The 16526-nt window shown below is 50.7% G+C and carries 17 protein-coding genes; 7 read left to right on the forward strand and 10 right to left on the reverse strand.

Annotation, left to right across the window (positions count from 1 at the left end; genetic code table 11):
* Positions 1-57 precede the first annotated feature (57 nt).
* Together EKM96_RS00285 and EKM96_RS00290 are read left to right on the forward strand one after the other, a co-directional pair.
* Positions 58-759, forward strand: coding sequence for a helix-turn-helix transcriptional regulator (locus EKM96_RS00285; RefSeq protein ID WP_125638220.1), 702 nt, complete (start codon positions 58-60; stop codon positions 757-759).
* 135 nt (positions 760-894) lie between these two features.
* Positions 895-1512, forward strand: coding sequence for a LysE/ArgO family amino acid transporter (locus tag EKM96_RS00290; protein ID WP_125638222.1), 618 nt, complete (start codon positions 895-897; stop codon positions 1510-1512).
* A gap of 58 nt (positions 1513-1570) precedes the next feature.
* Here the strand turns inward: EKM96_RS00290 and EKM96_RS00295 are convergent, their stop codons facing one another.
* The 9 genes from EKM96_RS00295 to EKM96_RS00335 all read right to left on the reverse strand — a co-directional run bounded on the left by EKM96_RS00295 (position 1571) and on the right by EKM96_RS00335 (position 10941).
* Positions 1571-2152: a cadmium resistance transporter gene (locus tag EKM96_RS00295; RefSeq protein WP_125638224.1), complete on the reverse strand. Its 582-nt coding sequence runs from the start codon at positions 2150-2152 to the stop codon at positions 1571-1573.
* 116 nt (positions 2153-2268) lie between these two features.
* Positions 2269-2781 carry a GtrA family protein gene (locus EKM96_RS00300; RefSeq protein ID WP_125638226.1) on the reverse strand — a complete coding sequence of 171 codons (513 nt, stop codon included), beginning with the start codon at positions 2779-2781 and terminating at the stop codon, positions 2269-2271.
* Between the two features lie 135 nt (positions 2782-2916).
* Entirely contained in the window at positions 2917-4557 is a 1641-nt protein-coding gene (locus tag EKM96_RS00305) for a peptide ABC transporter substrate-binding protein (protein WP_125638228.1), read from the reverse strand.
* Between the two features lie 471 nt (positions 4558-5028).
* Complete coding sequence (locus EKM96_RS00310) at positions 5029-5388, reverse strand: MmcQ/YjbR family DNA-binding protein (protein ID WP_125638230.1); 360 nt, start codon at positions 5386-5388, stop codon at positions 5029-5031.
* A gap of 368 nt (positions 5389-5756) precedes the next feature.
* Positions 5757-6881 carry an NAD(P)-dependent alcohol dehydrogenase gene (locus EKM96_RS00315; protein WP_061776337.1) on the reverse strand — a complete coding sequence of 375 codons (1125 nt, stop codon included), beginning with the start codon at positions 6879-6881 and terminating at the stop codon, positions 5757-5759.
* Positions 6882-7119: 238 nt separating this feature from the next.
* On the reverse strand, positions 7120-8595 hold the full coding sequence (gene aldA / locus EKM96_RS00320; protein WP_125638232.1) for an aldehyde dehydrogenase: 1476 nt from the start codon (positions 8593-8595) through the stop codon (positions 7120-7122).
* 289 nt (positions 8596-8884) lie between these two features.
* The gene (locus EKM96_RS00325) at positions 8885-9670 is read right to left on the reverse strand and encodes an SDR family NAD(P)-dependent oxidoreductase (RefSeq protein ID WP_125638234.1); all 786 of its coding nucleotides are present in this window, start codon (positions 9668-9670) and stop codon (positions 8885-8887) included.
* A 28-nt stretch (positions 9671-9698) separates the two neighbouring features.
* Entirely contained in the window at positions 9699-10022 is a 324-nt protein-coding gene (locus EKM96_RS00330; protein ID WP_125638236.1) for a DMT family transporter, read from the reverse strand.
* A 250-nt stretch (positions 10023-10272) separates the two neighbouring features.
* Positions 10273-10941, reverse strand: a complete 669-nt coding sequence (locus EKM96_RS00335; RefSeq protein WP_125638238.1) for an N-acetylmuramoyl-L-alanine amidase — start codon at positions 10939-10941, stop codon at positions 10273-10275.
* Positions 10942-11100: 159 nt separating this feature from the next.
* Between EKM96_RS00335 and EKM96_RS00340 the strand changes: the two genes are divergently transcribed.
* Positions 11101-11661: a nucleotidyltransferase family protein gene (locus tag EKM96_RS00340; protein WP_125638240.1), complete on the forward strand. Its 561-nt coding sequence runs from the start codon at positions 11101-11103 to the stop codon at positions 11659-11661.
* 138 nt (positions 11662-11799) lie between these two features.
* Here EKM96_RS00340 and EKM96_RS00345 read toward each other — a convergent pair whose 3' ends face one another.
* Entirely contained in the window at positions 11800-12315 is a 516-nt protein-coding gene (locus EKM96_RS00345; protein ID WP_125638242.1) for a DUF2798 domain-containing protein, read from the reverse strand.
* Between the two features lie 246 nt (positions 12316-12561).
* Here EKM96_RS00345 and EKM96_RS00350 point away from each other — a divergent pair, with 246 nt between their 5' ends.
* From EKM96_RS00350 to EKM96_RS00365, 4 genes are all read left to right on the forward strand, one after another.
* On the forward strand, positions 12562-13062 hold the full coding sequence (locus EKM96_RS00350) for a TetR/AcrR family transcriptional regulator (RefSeq protein ID WP_125638244.1): 501 nt from the start codon (positions 12562-12564) through the stop codon (positions 13060-13062).
* An 11-nt stretch (positions 13063-13073) separates the two neighbouring features.
* Positions 13074-14135, forward strand: a complete 1062-nt coding sequence (locus EKM96_RS00355) for an ABC transporter permease (protein ID WP_125638246.1) — start codon at positions 13074-13076, stop codon at positions 14133-14135.
* A 2-nt stretch (positions 14136-14137) separates the two neighbouring features.
* Positions 14138-14809: an ABC transporter ATP-binding protein gene (locus tag EKM96_RS00360; protein WP_125638248.1), complete on the forward strand. Its 672-nt coding sequence runs from the start codon at positions 14138-14140 to the stop codon at positions 14807-14809.
* A gap of 257 nt (positions 14810-15066) precedes the next feature.
* Positions 15067-16449, forward strand: coding sequence for a sugar porter family MFS transporter (locus EKM96_RS00365; protein ID WP_125638250.1), 1383 nt, complete (start codon positions 15067-15069; stop codon positions 16447-16449).
* The last annotated feature ends 77 nt before the right edge of the window (positions 16450-16526 follow it).

Genomic DNA, 16526 nt, shown 5'->3' on the forward strand with positions numbered 1-16526 from the left:
TAGTAAAAAGACAGACTGGGGAACCACCACCCCTAACAGTGGATTAGGAGGTTGACTATGAGTAAAACGTTAAATGAATACCGTCAATTGGTGCATTTCTTGGGCCAAACGTTGGGCAAAGATTATGAAATTGTGTTGCATTGGAAGAGCGAAAAAAATTCTTTTTATATTGCCGCAATCGAACATTCATACATCAGTGGGCGCAATATGAATTCGCCAATTACTGGCTTTGCCCTCCAATTAGTTCAGGATAAGGTCTATTTGCAGAAGGACTACGTGACCCAGTATTTTGCAACGACGGATGATAATCGTAAAATTCAGGGCTCAACCTACTTCATTAAGGACGGGGCGGACGGTATCTGTGGCTTGCTTTGCATTAACTTTGATACCAGCCGCTACGTTAACTTGGCCAACGAGGTTCTACGGATGACCGGCGTGGATATGCCATCGGTCAATCACCTCATTCAACCGGACGATGGCGAGGAGGATGCCGTGGCGACGCTAGTGGAACCAGTATCGGCGACCAAGCCAGCCGAAGCCCTACATGCCGATGTGGCCGCCATTATTAATGCCAGTATCGATCCCCAGTTGTTACAACCCGGGGTCGTGATGACGCCGGAAACGCGAGTTCAGATCGTTCAGGAACTCAGTGATAAAGGGGTCTTCCAGATCAAAGGGGTCATGCCTCACGTGGCCAAGGTGCTGGGCGTTTCGGAACCCAGTGTGTACCGGTATCTGCGGATGATCGACAAACCATAGGTGTTTCACGTGAAACGAAAGGGTTCCGCCAAGGCGGAACCCTTTTACTATTAACGCTAGATTTGGTATGCTAGTAGGAATTATTTCTAAACTTGGGTCGGCTGCGGAGTAGGACTTGAGGGAAAGTGGGGCTTTATGTTTGCAATGTATCTACGGGGGCTGCTGTTAAGTCTGGCCCTCGTGTCATCCATTGGGATGCAAAATCTATTCGTCTTTAACAATGCCATTAATCAGCGGTTGCCACGGGCACTGATCGTGACCATTATGGTCTGGTTTGCCGATACGGCGCTCACGCTGGCCGCCTTTTTCGGGATGGGGGCCATCATCAGCGCTCATCAAACCTTCAAGCTGATTATCATGTTCCTTGGTGGCCTGATGGTGATCTGGATTGGCTTCGGTATCCTCCGATCGGCCCGAAGCTTCCAATTGGCCAGCTCCAATACGCCGCTGACCATGAAGAAGTCGCTGATTAATTCCTGGGTGGTCACCTGGGCAAATCCGCAGGCCTTGATCGATACCAGTCTGATGTTTGGGGCGATGCGGGGGTCACTCAGCAATACCCAGGTGACGCCGTTCATCTCCGGCGTAGTGACGGCTACGGCCATTTGGTTCTTCGGCATTACCCTGATCCTGGGCCTGCTCAAGGAACGGTTACCACAGAAATTCCTCATGTGGGTCAACATTATCTCCGGTGGGGTTGTGATGATCTACGGTTGCTACTTGTTGTGGCAAGCCGTCATGATGGTCATTTAAGTTAAATTTGAACATGCGAAAGGGCCTGGAACGGTAAAACTCCAGGCCCTTTTTGATGTTATTGAACAAGAATGGCAATGCCCACGATCACGAGGAGTAAGGGCGACAACCAAGCGCCGAAGCGGGTAAAGAGTCGTCGAGCCCAGGTGGACTTGGCTAAGCGATAGCTGATGAATAGCCATAGGCCAATCATGATAATGAAGACCATCAGGACGATGCCGAGTTGACCCTGGTTAAGGTGCGTGAAGAAGGGAATGTAAATGCTGAGATTATCGCCGCCATTCCCTAACGTTAGCGACCAGACCAATGGTGGACTGATTAATTTGGGCAGGGCCGTTGGTGTGCGGTCATGTTTTCGGGTCCGATACCAATTCTGTAGGCCTAGGGTCCCTAACGTGAAGGGAATGATACCTAACAGATGTGTCCAGTGGGCGATATTTAAAGTCACGAGGCCCCAGCTGATTCCCCAAGAAATGGCCATTAGTGTCAAGATCCCGAGATATTGACCCACGACAATTGACCGCCGTTGGTCGGGTGTTTTTGCCGTCAACCAGAGCAACAGGAGGACGATGAGGTCATCGGTATCCGTGACGAAGAAGACGCCAATACTGGTGAGAATAAAGAGCAACAGGGGAGGCATGAGCGAATCAATCCTTTGTTAGACTTGATGAATTCATTCAATCATACACTAAAACCAGTCGGGACGGGGAACTTCGTCAAAAAAGACGCCTAGGCAACAGCCTAGACGCCGGTTAATTAGTCGTTGGTTTCGGGATGCTTCTTGAAGACCAGCTTCATGGATAAGAAATAGTTGAAGCTGACGGCGAGCCCATGGGCAACCACCTTGGTAATGGTTGGATGGAACTTCAAGAGGGAGATACCCACCCATAAGAGAATGAATTCGATCAGGTAGGTAATCAGCCGCGTGCCGTAGAAGGTTGTCATTTCCTTGAAGTATCGGGTGGACTTGTGTTTGAAGACGAAGGTGCGGTCCAGCCAGAAGGAACATTGCACGGTCAGAATCCAGTCGATGAAGTTGGCTAATTGATATTCAATCCCCAGCATATGGTTCAGAAGATAGAAGAGGGCAATGTTAACGACAACGGTCAGTGCCCCGAACAACAGGAATCGTTGGGCTTGACCCTTATTCTTATTCTCAACGGCGGCCAGTTGTTCCTTAAATTCAGTTTCCGTTTCGGTCAATTCAGCTTCGTATTCTTCTTTAGTCGTGGGATAGTGATCATGCCGTAATGGCGTTTGTTTCTCCATAGCAATGGAACCTTTCCTTACGCTCAGGGCCTGAGAGCACCGCGGTTTTCGCGCGCTGTTCGCGGGATGAAAACGTGTAATTTGTCTCGTTAGGCCCATTATAACGCAAGTTGGTTAACCTGCTAATGAAAATTTCTAATTTGCAATGTGGGCGAGCCGGTAGTCGGCATTCCCATTGAACTTGTTGTAAACAACGCCCTTTAACTTGGGGTTAACCAACGTTCCTGTCCGACCTTCGTAAAGTGGCGTGACGGCTTGATCCTTGGCCGCCGTTTGGGCAGCTTTGACCAGTTCGGCATACCGCGCCGTCTGGTTGAGCGCATCCTTACCCTCGGAGTTGGCCAGGGCCTGATCGTAGGCCTTGCTGGTGTAGTGACCCATGTTAGACCCGTTCTTGGATTCCAAGATTTGGAGTGATTGAATTGGGTCGGCGTAGTCCATGCTCCAGCTGGTCAGGTTAACCTGGAAGTTGCCCGAGGAAACCTTGCTGAGCATGGCCGTAAATGGCATGGCGGCAACGTTAACCTTTAAGCCAAGCTTACTGCTGAGTTGGCTTTGAATGAATTCGGCCAGGTTCTTGCTGGCATCGTCATCACCACAGGTGATCGTGATGGCCAGGGCCTTCTTACCCAGTTGTTGTTGCGCTTGCTTGTAAAGTTTCTTGGCCTGAGTGGGGTTGTAGTCTACGGTGTTCTTAACGTAGGCATCATTGGTGAAGTCAGTCCCGGTCTTAGGGTTCTTCATCATATCTTTAATCCCAAAGGTCTTGGCGGGTCGGGACCCATTCTTCAAAACCTTGGTGGCCAACTGTTGCCGGTCGATGGCCAGCGACATGGCAGTCCGTAGGTCGCGGTTAGCGGCGGTCTTGTTCTTTTCGTTGTATTGCATGAACCCAATGCGACCTTGCGAAACGGTCTTCAGGTTAGCGTTGTTCTTGTTTTGCGTGGTTTGTTCGCCGTCCAAAGTGACGGCGTCTAATTTCTTAGATTGATAGAGGTTGTACGACGTGGTGGTCGACTTAATCACCTTATAGTTAATATGATTGAGCTTGACGGACTTGGCCTCGTCGTAGTTAGGATTCTTCTTTAACGTCCAGTTATCGCCGGTACCGTTCCAGTTGGTGAGGACGAAGGGCCCGTTGTAAACGGTCGTTTTGGCCGAAGACCCGTACTTCTTACCGTATTTTTCAACGGCCGATTGGTTCACTGGGTAATAGGTCGTGCTGGCCAGCATCTTCTTAAAGTAATCGGCCGGTTGACTGAGGGTAATCTTCAATTGATACTTGCCAACGGCTTTTACGCCGAGGGTCTTAGGGGCCTTCTTGCCTGCTGCAATCGCCGTGGCGTTTTTGATGTTGGCGAATTGGTAGGTGAATTCGGACTTGGACTTAGGGTCGAGCGTCCGTTCCCATGAGTAGATGAAGTCCTTGGCGGTTACGCCTTGACCGTTACTCCATTTGCCGTCGTGCCGCAGGTTAATGGTGTATTGGTGGCCGTGGTCAGATACCGTGGTTTTGGTGGCCAGGGCGTTCTCGGGCTGACTATCGGCGTTCAACCGGTACAGCCCTTCGCCAACCTGGCTTATGGTGGTACTGGAGACGCTATCGGTAACCTTAGCCGTGTCCAGACTGGTGATTGGCGCCGTCTGCGACAGATTTAAGTCCTGGGCCGTTGCAGTCTTCGTTGATTTTGAATGGGCGGTTACGGCAAAGATGCCACCGATTAGAATAATTCCGCCACACAGTGCTAATGTTTTTTTATGTTCTAGTAAGCTCATCATAAATTCCTCCAGATAAATTAGTTTTGTCGGTTAGAAGTTAGATAAGCTTGGCCATCGTTTCAACATGGTGAATCCCCCTCGAGTCATAAAAGTGTAGACAAAAAACCGTCCTCAACAGCCAATGTGTTAAGGACGGTTTTAACCGCGGTGCCACCTTAATTAGACGGATCCCGAAAAGAGATCGCGCCCCTCTCCACAGGGAACCAACATTCCCCTGACAACTGACGTATGTCGCACGTCTTCCCGTACTTTGATTCGGGGAAGCCCTCGGTGGTCCATTTAACTATCTGCGTTCGGCCGTACTCTCAGCAACGACGGCTCTCTTGGCGTGCACGATAATCTTGATCTCCACCTCAATGGTTTGTTTCGGACGATTTATTGAATTGAGGCTAGTGTACCCCTGGAAAAAGAGGGTGTCAACCAGCATTCTGAAAAAAGTTTTTTCAACCGGCACGTTATTATTAATAATTAACTATTGATAACTAAATTATAACTGTCATCGAGCAATTGAAAGAGTAGGGCTTCATCGGTCTTTTCGTTCAGAATCATGGTGAGCCAATGCTCTTTGTTCATATGGTAAGCGGGTAGGAATCCCGGTTTGCCCCGCAGTAATTCACCAAATTCTGGATCGACCTTCACGTCCAAAATCTCGAGGGCGTCCGTTCCGGTTAACCCCAGCTTATCGGCAGGCACGTTCATGAGGAGGCCAAACCACTTACCGTGGCGATTCTTAAGGGCGGCGTAGCGGGGATACTTCTTAAACGGAAATTCGGGGGTGACACCGAAATTATCCTCGGTATACGTAAAAATAGCGGTTCTCGAAATCATGGTCACTGACCTCCCAGTTTGTATGGATAGCCTCAGTTTATAGTTGTTTTCACTGATATTCAATGGTCGTCTCAATGACTAAGCCAGCAAAACGATAGTTCTCGCCTTTTCCAAATTGGTGCGGCATACTGAAATTAAATCGGGAAGGATGATGGGAAATGGCAGAAGCATATGTGTTATTGGCATTGTGGCAGGAGTTGGCACGCCGCGAGGATTGGCAGGTTCAGACCCACATGCCAGCCGGCGGTCGCGATAACTTTTCCGATCGACCCTACTAAACTAGCAAAGCCAGTCGTCGGTTCGACGCGATAACTTTTACAGACAAAAGGAGCGATGACAACGTCATCGCTCCTCTTTAGATCCAATATTTATTTGCCAGGAACGTAGCTATCATCAATAACCAAGACTGGCTTGATGGTCTTCCCGGAAACGGAGTCGGCGTTTGCGGCATTGATGTCACTGAACTTGTAGAACTTTTCAGTCTTATCAAAGTCGAACATGCCTAACTTGTAGAATTCAATTAAACGAGGAATGTCGATTTGCGGTACGGAGTCCCCCATGTTAACCCCGATGACACTCTTGTCGTTGACACAGAGGTCGTTCCAAGTGTCGAGGTCGATGTGTTGGTTCGTCACGGCAATCGCTGCAGAAGTCCCGCCTTGTGCTAAGGCGGCGATGGAATTACTGATAACGGCGGAAACCCCAGTCGTATCCACGGCGAAGTTAACCCCGAAGCCACCGGTTAAGTCTTGGACGGCCTTCACAACGTCGTCAACCTTGTTGCTGTTGATGACATCGGTGGCGCCTAAGTCCTTGGCCAAGTCCAACCGTGAGTCCACGATATCGATGGCGATAACCTTGGTGCATCCGGAAATCCGGCCGGCCATCATGGCAGCCAAACCAACGGCCCCGGTCCCAAAGACGGCGATGGTGTCGCCAGGCTTTGGCTTTAAGGTGTTGAGGACAGTCCCAGAACCCGTGACGTAGCCACAGCCCAGTGGCCCTAATTTACGTAAGTCGAGGTCCTTATCAACCTTAACGGCGTTGCGTTCACGAACGACCGTGGTGGTAGTGAAGGAACTTTGGTCGAACATGTCCGCAACCTTGTGGCCATCTTCGGTGAAGTGAGCGCTACCGTCTGGCCGAACACCGGACAGGTTGTTAGCCGCGTAGTTTTCGCATTGGGTTGGCATCCCCTTCAGGCAACTCTTACAGTTACCACAGCCATAGAAGCTTAAAACAACGTGGTCGCCTGGTTGGAATTGGGTCACTTCTGGCCCAACCTTTTCAACGATCCCGGAACCTTCATGGCCTAAAACGATGGGGTAGTCAATGGTGGCAATCCCAGTCCGTAAGGCTTCGTCGGAGTGGCAGATCCCACTGGCAACCATGTGGACTTGAATGTCGTCAGGACCCATGTCGGTCAATTCAACGTCATCACGAATATCAAAATCAGCATTTTGTTTATCAACAACTGCAGCTTGAATCTTCATAATCGGCACCTCGTTTATAATTATTTAAGTTTCATATACACTGATCATTATTGCACAATCAGCTTTAAAAGCAAGCGCTTTCACGATGGGTTTCAACCCGCAAAGGCTGGTGTAAGCCCGATAAATAGGGCCTTTATCAAGCGACGGAAAATTTTCAAGCTTGCTAAAATTGCCACTTGTGTCGTTCCATTCAAAGAAAAGAGATCGTTCGAAAGGGAATGATCTCTTTTCACCGGGACTAGCCCTGGGCCTTTTCGGGATGACCCTGCAGGTAGATGACGTGGGTATTTAGGAACTCTTCGATCCCGTGTTTCCCATCGTCGCCACCGATCCCAGATTCCTTCCAGCCGGAGTGCGACCCGTTCATGGCCTCAAAGTTGAAGCGGTTGATATACGTTTCCCCATCTTCCAGCTCGTTGGCGGCGCGCATGGCGTTATCGATGTTTTCGGTAAAGATGGATGAAGTCAGGCCAAAGTCGCTGTCGTTAGCCATGGCGATCGCGTCATCCAAGGTCTTGAAGGTCAAGACGGGCAGAACCGGGCCGAAAATTTCGGATTGAACAATCTCTGAATCCTGGGCAACGTTGGTAATGACCGTTGGTTCGTAGTAAAAGCCGTTGGCAATCTTGATCCGGTGACCCCCCGTGGCTAGTTTGCCGCCGGCCGCTACGGCACGATCGACCATGCCGGCCACCTTATCGAGGGCGCCCTGGTTAATCAGGGGCCCCATGTCGACGCCTTCATCGGCCATGGGATCGCCCACGGTCACTGCCGCCATCTTGTCGGCCAGCTTGCGGGTAAACTCAGCGGCAACGTCTGCTTGAACGTAGATGCGTTCACAATTGTTGCAGAGTTGGCCGTTGTTATCGATGCGGGAGTCGATAATGGCCTGAACGGCCAGGTCAATGTCGGCGTCCTTGCAGACGATGGCCGGTGCCTTGCCACCAAGTTCCAGGGATACCTTAGCCATGTGGGTGGCGGCGGCTGCCATGACGCGCTTTCCGGAGTCGACTGACCCGGTCAGGCTGATAATGCCAATTTTTTTGTTCTTGGACAGCTCGTCACCGATCACGGCGCCAGGGCCGGTGATAATATTGACGACCCCCTTAGGGATGCCCACTCGATCACAGATTTTACCAAATTCCAGTCCCAGGTTAGGCGTATCCGTGCTGGGTTTCAGCACGATGGTATTACCAGTAACCAAGGCCGGCCCCATCTTACGGGCGATGAGGAAGAAGGGAAAGTTCCACGGTAAGATGCCGGCGGCAACACCGATTGGTTGCTTATCGATGAGAATGTTCTCGTGGGCATTGTCGGACTGAACGATTTCTCCCTCATAGGTTCGGGCGGCACTAGCCATGTAGTCGAAGTAGTCCGCCGAGAAGAGAATTTCGGTGGTCGCCAGGGACTTAATCTTGCCTTGTTCCTCCTGGAGCATGGCGATCAAATGGTCTTGGTCCTTGCGAATCTCGGTTGCACAGTCGTGAAGATATTGCCCCCGGGTAGCGGCGGGTAAGAGTTTCCAAGACTTTTGGGCGGCGTAGGCCGCATCGATGGCCTCACGGGCCTCGTCCACGGTTGCACTGGGCACCGTGGAAATGGGAGCGCCGGTGGCCGGATTGATCACGGTGATCAAGTTGCCAGACGTGGAATCTTTGAACGCGCCATTGATGTACATTTGGTAATGCTGAAGTGAAACGGAATTCTGTGCCATAGGACTAAACCTGCCTTTCAAATCAATGTGAGTGACCAGAAGCATCTATTGTTAACAAATGAGCAAATAACGGCATGCTTATCCGCCTGCTCAAGAAAGGTTATAACCTGCGATGAGTTACATTGCAAAATAACTCACGCGTCAATGGCCATTGAAAAGTTGTGAGTCGTTCGTTGACCCCGGTACGACGTTGCATGGTGACTTCGTCAGGGGACTTGCTTAACTCAGCGAAAAAAGGCCATAAAAATGGGTCGTAACAAGGGTTACGGCCCGTTTGGATTTAATAATCTTAATGCCGCTTGAGAAAGCCTGGATGGGAACGAATGAAGGCGGCCGCGCCGGCATGTTCCTCTAGAAAGGCATATAGTTTTTCGGGATCGCTGGTCAGCGCCTGTAGTTGATCGAACTCGGAGGTGGCGTTAGGTTCGCCCCCGGGGTAGAAAATTTCGGTGGCAGTCCGGTCTCGAGCCGCTTGGGTGTAAGCCTGGGCCACGTTCACAGGTTCCATCTCCGTACTGGTCCCGGCGATGCCTTGAATGGTAATCAGGCCCACGTAGACGCCGCGGTCCTTGACGGCCGGAGCCAGTGAGAAGATGTAACTTCGTAGGGCCGCCTTGGTTAGCGACAATGAGGTGGTCAATTGGCCGGGATGCAGGGCCGCGCCACCGCCAGTCACCAGGATATTGCGTGGTGTATCGTCCGGCGTCAATGCAAGGAATTGCCGGATGGTGCTGATGGCCCCGAGCACGTTGACGGTAAAGCGGTGACTAATCTCATCAAGGCGTGACTCCAACGGATTATCCAGGCTGGTGTCGGCCACGTTGTAGACCAACGTGGTGGGCAGTTCCCACCGTTTCTGAATATCATCGAACATGGATGCCGTTTGCACGGCATCCGTGCTATCGGCGACCAGGTAGTCCGCCGACAGGTTTTCCGACTGTAGTTGTGCACAGAGTTTCTTCAGTGAATCCGGGTGGCGGGCCACTAAGATGGGGTGATCACCCTGCTGGGCAAATGCCCGAGCAATCGCCATCCCAAAACCAGCGCCGGCGCCAAGAATAACAACAGTCCCCATTGTAGATTCCCCCTTAAGCTGAAACAGCCTAGTGACTAGGTCCGTACAAGTTTAAAACAACGACGCCAACCACCACTAACCCCATCCCCACGATACTCGCGAGGTTAATGGGCTCATGCCAGATAGTGAGAGAGATGACGGTGGTAATCACAATGCCAATTCCCGCCCAAATGGCGTAAGCAATATTCAGGTCGATACTCTTCATGGCTAACGACAGGAAGTAAAAACACAAGCCATAGGCCACCATGGCACCCATGGCGGGAATAAGTCGCGTGAAGCCGGTCGCGGCTTTAAGTAAGTTGGTTCCGATTAATTCACCAAAAATGGCAGCTCCTAAGTAAACATAAGGCATTCTGATCACTCCCTCAGGGTTTATAAAAATATCTATCAGAATGATTCTAGCAGTGTGTGTAAGCGTTTACAATGAAAACCATCGATTTTTTTCAGGTTGATTGAGTTGGCTAAGAAAAGTTGGTTATGGCTGGTGTCAGTTGCTTAGCCTTCCATAAACCGGGGCCGCCACTCCCGGGCCGGCAAGGCGGGCAATGTTCGGAAAATTTCGAAAAAAAAAGAGCCGTCGGTAGGCCGACAGCCCGAATTGATTATTTGATTTTTTCATTGGTGATCGCTTCAATATCGGCCTTGGCAATCTTGGCCATGTTTTTCTTGAGGTGCTTGTAGTTGGACTTGTTGGTAATGAAGCCCATCTCGACCAGGCTGTAATCAATGCCGCGTTTTCGCAGGACGTTACAGTTTCTTAGGTTGGTACGGAAGCTGTAGCCACCCCGATAGGCCCGGTTGAGCCCCACGTATTTTTTAATGACCTTAGCGAGTCGTTTGTCGCGCTTCGTGGGGTGTTTCTTATGAATGATGACGTGGCCACCCTTGCCGTTGGGCGCGTCTAGATGGAACATGATGACCGTCGTATGCTTGTTAATCTTGTAGGAGCCCTTGTGGTGAACCAGGGTATCCTTGACGATATTATGTTTGGGATTGTAGAAGGTGATCTGGCTATTCTTGACTTCCTTCGAGTATTTCTTCAATTGGGGGAGTAAGTTTTTGCGTAGAAAGGTGGCCTCGTTGGTGCCATTTCCCCTGGCGCCAGGGTCGCCAGCCCCATGTCCCATGATGATTAGGTATTGTTTCTTGGGCTTGGCCTTAGCGGTCGTTGCCGCCTTGCTGGCCGCTTGGGCCGAGGTCGTGGTGCTAATCAGGGCCACTGGTAGTAACAGCATGAGGCCGACTGCCAGCCGTAATTTCCATTTTTTCATATGTATGGTCGCTCCTTACGAAGATTGGTGGACAATTAACTCCCTTAAGAATACGCCAAATGCGGCAAAAGAGGTAGTCCAGAACCAAATTAAATGGCCGTGTTTCGGGCAACGAAAGCCGGTATAATAAATTTAGTAGTATCAAGGAGGAATGTTCGGATGACGAATGAGGAACGGCTGAAGGCCATCATTCAGGCCCAGCCAGAGTTAATGAGCATCTTGGAAATGATTAGGGATGCCCACCTGGCCCAAGGCGCCTTGGCGGCCGGGTGCATTCGCAATACCGTCTGGCAGGTGTTGAGCGGCCAACCGGTCCGCCTACAGAGCGATGTGGACGTGGTGTTCTTCGATCCGCAGCGGCCGGCGAGTGATGATCTAAAGATTTATGCCGCGTTGCGACAACGGGCGCCTCAGTTTAGCTGGCAGGTGAAGAATGAGGTCTACATGGCGCATTACAATTTTTCCGATACCCCGGACTTTACATCGGTGGCGGATGCGATTGGTCACTTCGTTGAGGTGCCCACCTGTGTGGGCGCCTATCTGGCGGGGGATGACCTTAAGGTGATCGCCCCGCATGGGCTGGACGACCTGTTTGCGATGCGGTGCCGGCCGATTCCATTCTACCAGCAAGATGATCGCCACATGGCGATATTTCGTGAGCGCATGGCCGCTAAGCAGTGGGATCGAAAATGGCCTAGTTTACAGGTTTCTGACAGCTAGCTAAAGGTAATCGTGAAGACACGAAAGGGACTGTGACGGTTGTCACAGTCCCTTTACTTTATTGACTGGCGTGGGTCCCCAGCAAATAAAAAACGCCGCAACACTATCTGGGTGATAGCGGCGACGTGAAGTTTTGGTTTATTCGTTAACGGATTCTGGTGATTGCTTAGCTGCGGTAGCGGCCTTAACAGCGCTCCGTGCTTGAACGGCACCCAGGATCTTCCGGGCAATTGGCCCGACGATCAACAATTGTAATGGCAAGGCCATGAAAACGTTGAAGATCCAAGTGTGCAGGTAAGTTAGGAAGAAGTTGCTGCCGAAGTTATGCGTCACGATCATCCCGAAGAGTGACATCAGGGTAACCATGCCGGCAACCATCATGACGGAGATGGTTAAGGCAATTCGGATTTGTTTCTGCTTCATATAATCATTAACAATGAAGTGGAAAAAGATGTATTTCACACCGGGGCCGATAATCCCCAGATCGCAGATAGCAGCGACGACTAAGGCCAGTGGATAACCCAACAGGACCTCGCGGATATAGTGGTTACCAAAGCCATCGGCTAAGGCAACGTTGTAACCTGCCATGACCAAGACCATCAGGCCAGCCATGACAGCAGTAAATAGTAATTCTTCTTTGAAATTTTTAGGCATTTGTGTTGCTCCTCGTTTAAATTCCCACGATTGGTTACTATACCACGTTTTTTTGACCGTCGTAAGGAATATTTTGAAAATTGTTGAAAAAACGGCTGGGTTTTCAGAAAATAGGCGTTTTTAACCTGGACTTAGCTAAGGGGGCCTGCGAATCAGTTTGAAGTTGACACGGTGTCACTATCGTGATAAAGTACGCTTTAGTTCAAGTGACACCGTGTCACTTTTATTCCTGAGAGGAGCTTCATTATGCCGTCAACAACCTATCAAAATCTAACAATCGCTAAACAGGACCGAATTCTAGCGGCCCTCTTAAATGAATTTTCTAATTACAGTCTTGCCGATGCCCAGGTGGCCCGGATCGTTAAGGATGCGGGAATTGCCCGCGGGGCCTTTTACAAATACTTCGATGATTTAACCGATGCCTACCAAACGTTGTACGCCCATGCGATGCAGGCCGTCCATCATGGCATGGCGGCGCCAACCGGCGAGTTTGATCCCGCCGCCTATTATGCCGCCGTTACGGGGTTCGTTGACCATTTCCAGGACAACGAGTATACGGCATTGATCCGTCGTCACTATAGTGAAAATGAAAGCCTGTTACCGGAACAGCCGACACCCGCTGATTTGAGTAGTGCCGACTGGGCGGCCATGGTTCTGAGTCACGCCACTATTAAGGCCATGATGATTGCTCCAGCGCCGGCCGTCATGGAACGGTTTTGCCAGGCACTGGAATTATTGAAGGGATAGGAGCGAATGCCATGTTTTTAGCACTCAAAGAGATTCGCCACGAGAAGCTGCGGTATGGGTTAATCGTGGGCATGGTCGTCCTGGTAAGTTACTTAGTCTTTGTCCTGAGTGGTCTGGCCTATGGGCTCGCGCAGCAAAACACTCAGGCCATTACATCCTGGAATGCTCGTAGCATCACGCTCAACGATGATGCCAATGAGAGTCTATCGCAGTCGTTGCTGACGACGAAAACAACCAAGGCGTTGACCTTAAGCAAACACGAGGCCTACATTGGCCAGACAGGCGTGGTGGCTAAGGAAAAAGGGCGCGCGAAGCTTTCGGCCCAGTTCGTGGGGGTGGATCGGAATCAGTTCATCTATGATCGGGTGGCCGTGACCAGTGGGCATAAGCCCAAGCGGGCCAACCAGATCCTTGTCGATGACAGCTTTAGGGATAATGGGTACCATCTAGGCGATCGGGTTCAGTTAAATTCAACCAGTTCGCGATACCGCATCGTTGGTTTTACCCATAATGCTAAGCTGAGTGTTGCCCCGGTTATTTACGGGACGCTGGGCACCTGGCGGACCTTGAGTCACGTGACCGCCGACTTTAAGGCCAGTGGGGTGGTTTCAAATTCGGCGACGTTCAAGCCTAAAACCGCGGGGTTAGCGACTTTATCGATGAGTAAATTCATCAATAAACTACCGGGCTATTCCGCTCAAAACACCACGTTTACCTTCATGATTGCCTTTTTGATGGTGATTGCGATGGTCGTGATCGCCGTTTTCCTTTACATCTTAACGATGCAGAAACTCCCGAATTATGCCGTCTTGCGGGCCCAGGGGATTCCGGCCCGGGTCTTGGTCAGTACCACGATTAGTCAGGCCCTCATCCTGGTGGTGAGTGGCTTAGTCATTGGGGCGGCCTTGACCGCGGCAACGGTCTTGGCACTGCCGGCCGGGGTTCCCATGAGTTTTAATATGCCGCTCTTATCCGGCGTCACCGGGGGGATCCTATTGACCGGCGTGATTGGGGCGCTGATTCCGGTGCGGATTATTTTACACGTTGACCCCGTCAGCGTGATTGGAGGTTAATCATGCCAGCATTAATATTAAGTCATGTGACGAAAACCTTTGGACACGATACCAATGAGGTCACGGTTTTAAAGGATGTTAACTTCGAAGCGGCGGCGGGCGAAGTCAGCCTGGTGATTGGACCGTCCGGGTCCGGTAAGAGTACGTTTCTGACCATTGCCGGGGGCATTCAGACGCCCACCGCTGGGGAGGTTCAGGTGCAATCGGCCAATCTTCATCAGCTGAACAGCAAGGACCGCGATGCCTTGCGCCTGAACAAGATTGGGTTTATTCTCCAGGCCTACAACCTGGTGCCCTATCTCACGGTGCAAGATCAGTTTACGTTGGTCGATCGGGTGAAACCGCAGGGGAATCTTTCCCCGGCGGCGCTCAGGGAACTATTGATGCAGTTGGGGATTGAACGATTGACCCACCAATTCCCCGGCGAGTTGTCTGGTGGCCAAACACAGCGGGTGGCGATTGCCTGGGCCCTGTATCAGAACCCCGATATTATCCTGGCGGATGAACCGACGGCTGCACTGGATAGTGACCGGGTGAAGGTGGTTGGGCGCCTGCTTCACGATCTGGCCAAGCAACATCATAAGGCCATTGTCGTGGTGACACATGACCTGCGACTTAAAGAATTTGCGGATAAGACCTACGCCATTATGGATGGTCAAATGACGCTCGCTTAAAAATTTTTTTAAAGTAGTTATGAGGTTATTTTTGAAAAAGTACACAAAAATTGGTCTAGTTTTCTGAAAAGAGTTGCCTGCGAAGGCAGCCCTTTTTTTAGTTTGGGGGCCATTAATGGTCTAGACGAATTGTTAGGCTTAACCGAAACAACCGGTTGCAAATGCTCATAAAATCACGATAAGAAAGCGTTTACAGAAAATCATGTAAGCGCTATAGTGGATTTACTGATTATTTATGAAGGGTGATGACGATTAACATGAATCGACATTTAAGTACTTTTTTCATCTTCACATTCGGGGCATTAGGTGGTCTGTTATTCGGCTTCGATACCGGGATTATTTCGGGGGCGTCACCATTAATCGAACACAACTTTAGCTTGGATATCGCGCAAACGGGTTTCATTACGTCATCTGTCTTGATTGGGTCATCCGTTGGGGCATTAGGCGTTGGACCCTTGGCCGATCGGTATGGTCGTAAGCGTCTCTTAATTCTGGCGGCGATTATGTTTTTACTGGGGTCATCGCTATCCATGGTCGCCGTTGGTTTCTGGTCCATGGTGATTGCCCGGATTATCTTGGGCTTAGCCGTTGGATCCGCCTCAGCCTTAACGCCAGCCTACTTAGCCGAATTGGCACCGGCCAAACGGCGGGGGTCACTGGGAACTCTGTTCCAACTGATGATTACGCTGGGGATCCTGCTGGCCTACGTCTCTAACTTGGGCTTCCTGGGTCACAACCTGTTGGGCATTCGCGACTGGCGCTGGATGCTGGGATCGGCGTTGATTCCGGCTGCGCTGTTACTAATCGGTGGCCTGCTGTTGCCTGAATCACCACGGTTCTTGGCCGAACAAGGGCACAACGATCAAGCGCTGAGCGTCTTAAAGATGTTGCGGAAGAATAGTCCCGAGGATCCCGAAAAGGAGTTGGCCGAGATTCAACTGGTGGCCAACCAACCTAAGGGCGGTCTGAAAGAACTCTTTACGGTTGCCCGGCCAGCAGTGATTGTGGCCGTGGGGATCATGTTACTCCAACAATTAGTTGGGATTAATTCCGTCATTTACTTCCTGCCACAAGTCTTTATCAAGGGCTTTGGATTTCCCGAAGGCAGTGCCATCTGGATTTCCGTTGGGATTGGGATCGTGAACTTTGTCGTCACGGTCTTGGCGACGTTCATTATGGATAAATTCAATCGGAAGACCTTCCTGATGTTTGGTTCGATTGTCATGGCCCTTTCATTAGGGGTCTTGGCGGTGATGAATTTCACCATGGACATTCATGCCGCAGCCATTCCAACCATGATTCTGATTGCGGTTTACATCTTTGGGTTCGCCATCTCATGGGGACCAATCGCCTGGGTAACCATTGGTGAAATTTTCCCTCTGAGTGTCCGGGGGATTGGGTCATCCATCGGCTCGGCGGCCAACTGGATTGGGAACTTCTTAGTCTCCCAATTCTTCCTGGTGATGCTAGCGTACTTCCACAACAATGTTGGGGGACCATTTGCCGTCTTTGCCGTCTTCGCGGTTCTGTCCATGTTCTTCGTCCATTACCTGGTGCCGGAAACCCGGGGCAAGTCATTGGAAGAGATCGAATTGGAATTTCGCCACCATGATAAGCAAGCCGAAATGTCGGATAAATAGTGTGGTCATTAATAAAAACGCTTGGGGCCAGTTGGCCGCAAGCGTTTTTTAGTGACGGTTCAAGGATAGGGGCAGAC

The organism is Levilactobacillus tangyuanensis (genome assembly GCF_003946545.1).
Lineage (GTDB): Bacteria > Bacillota > Bacilli > Lactobacillales > Lactobacillaceae > Levilactobacillus > Levilactobacillus tangyuanensis.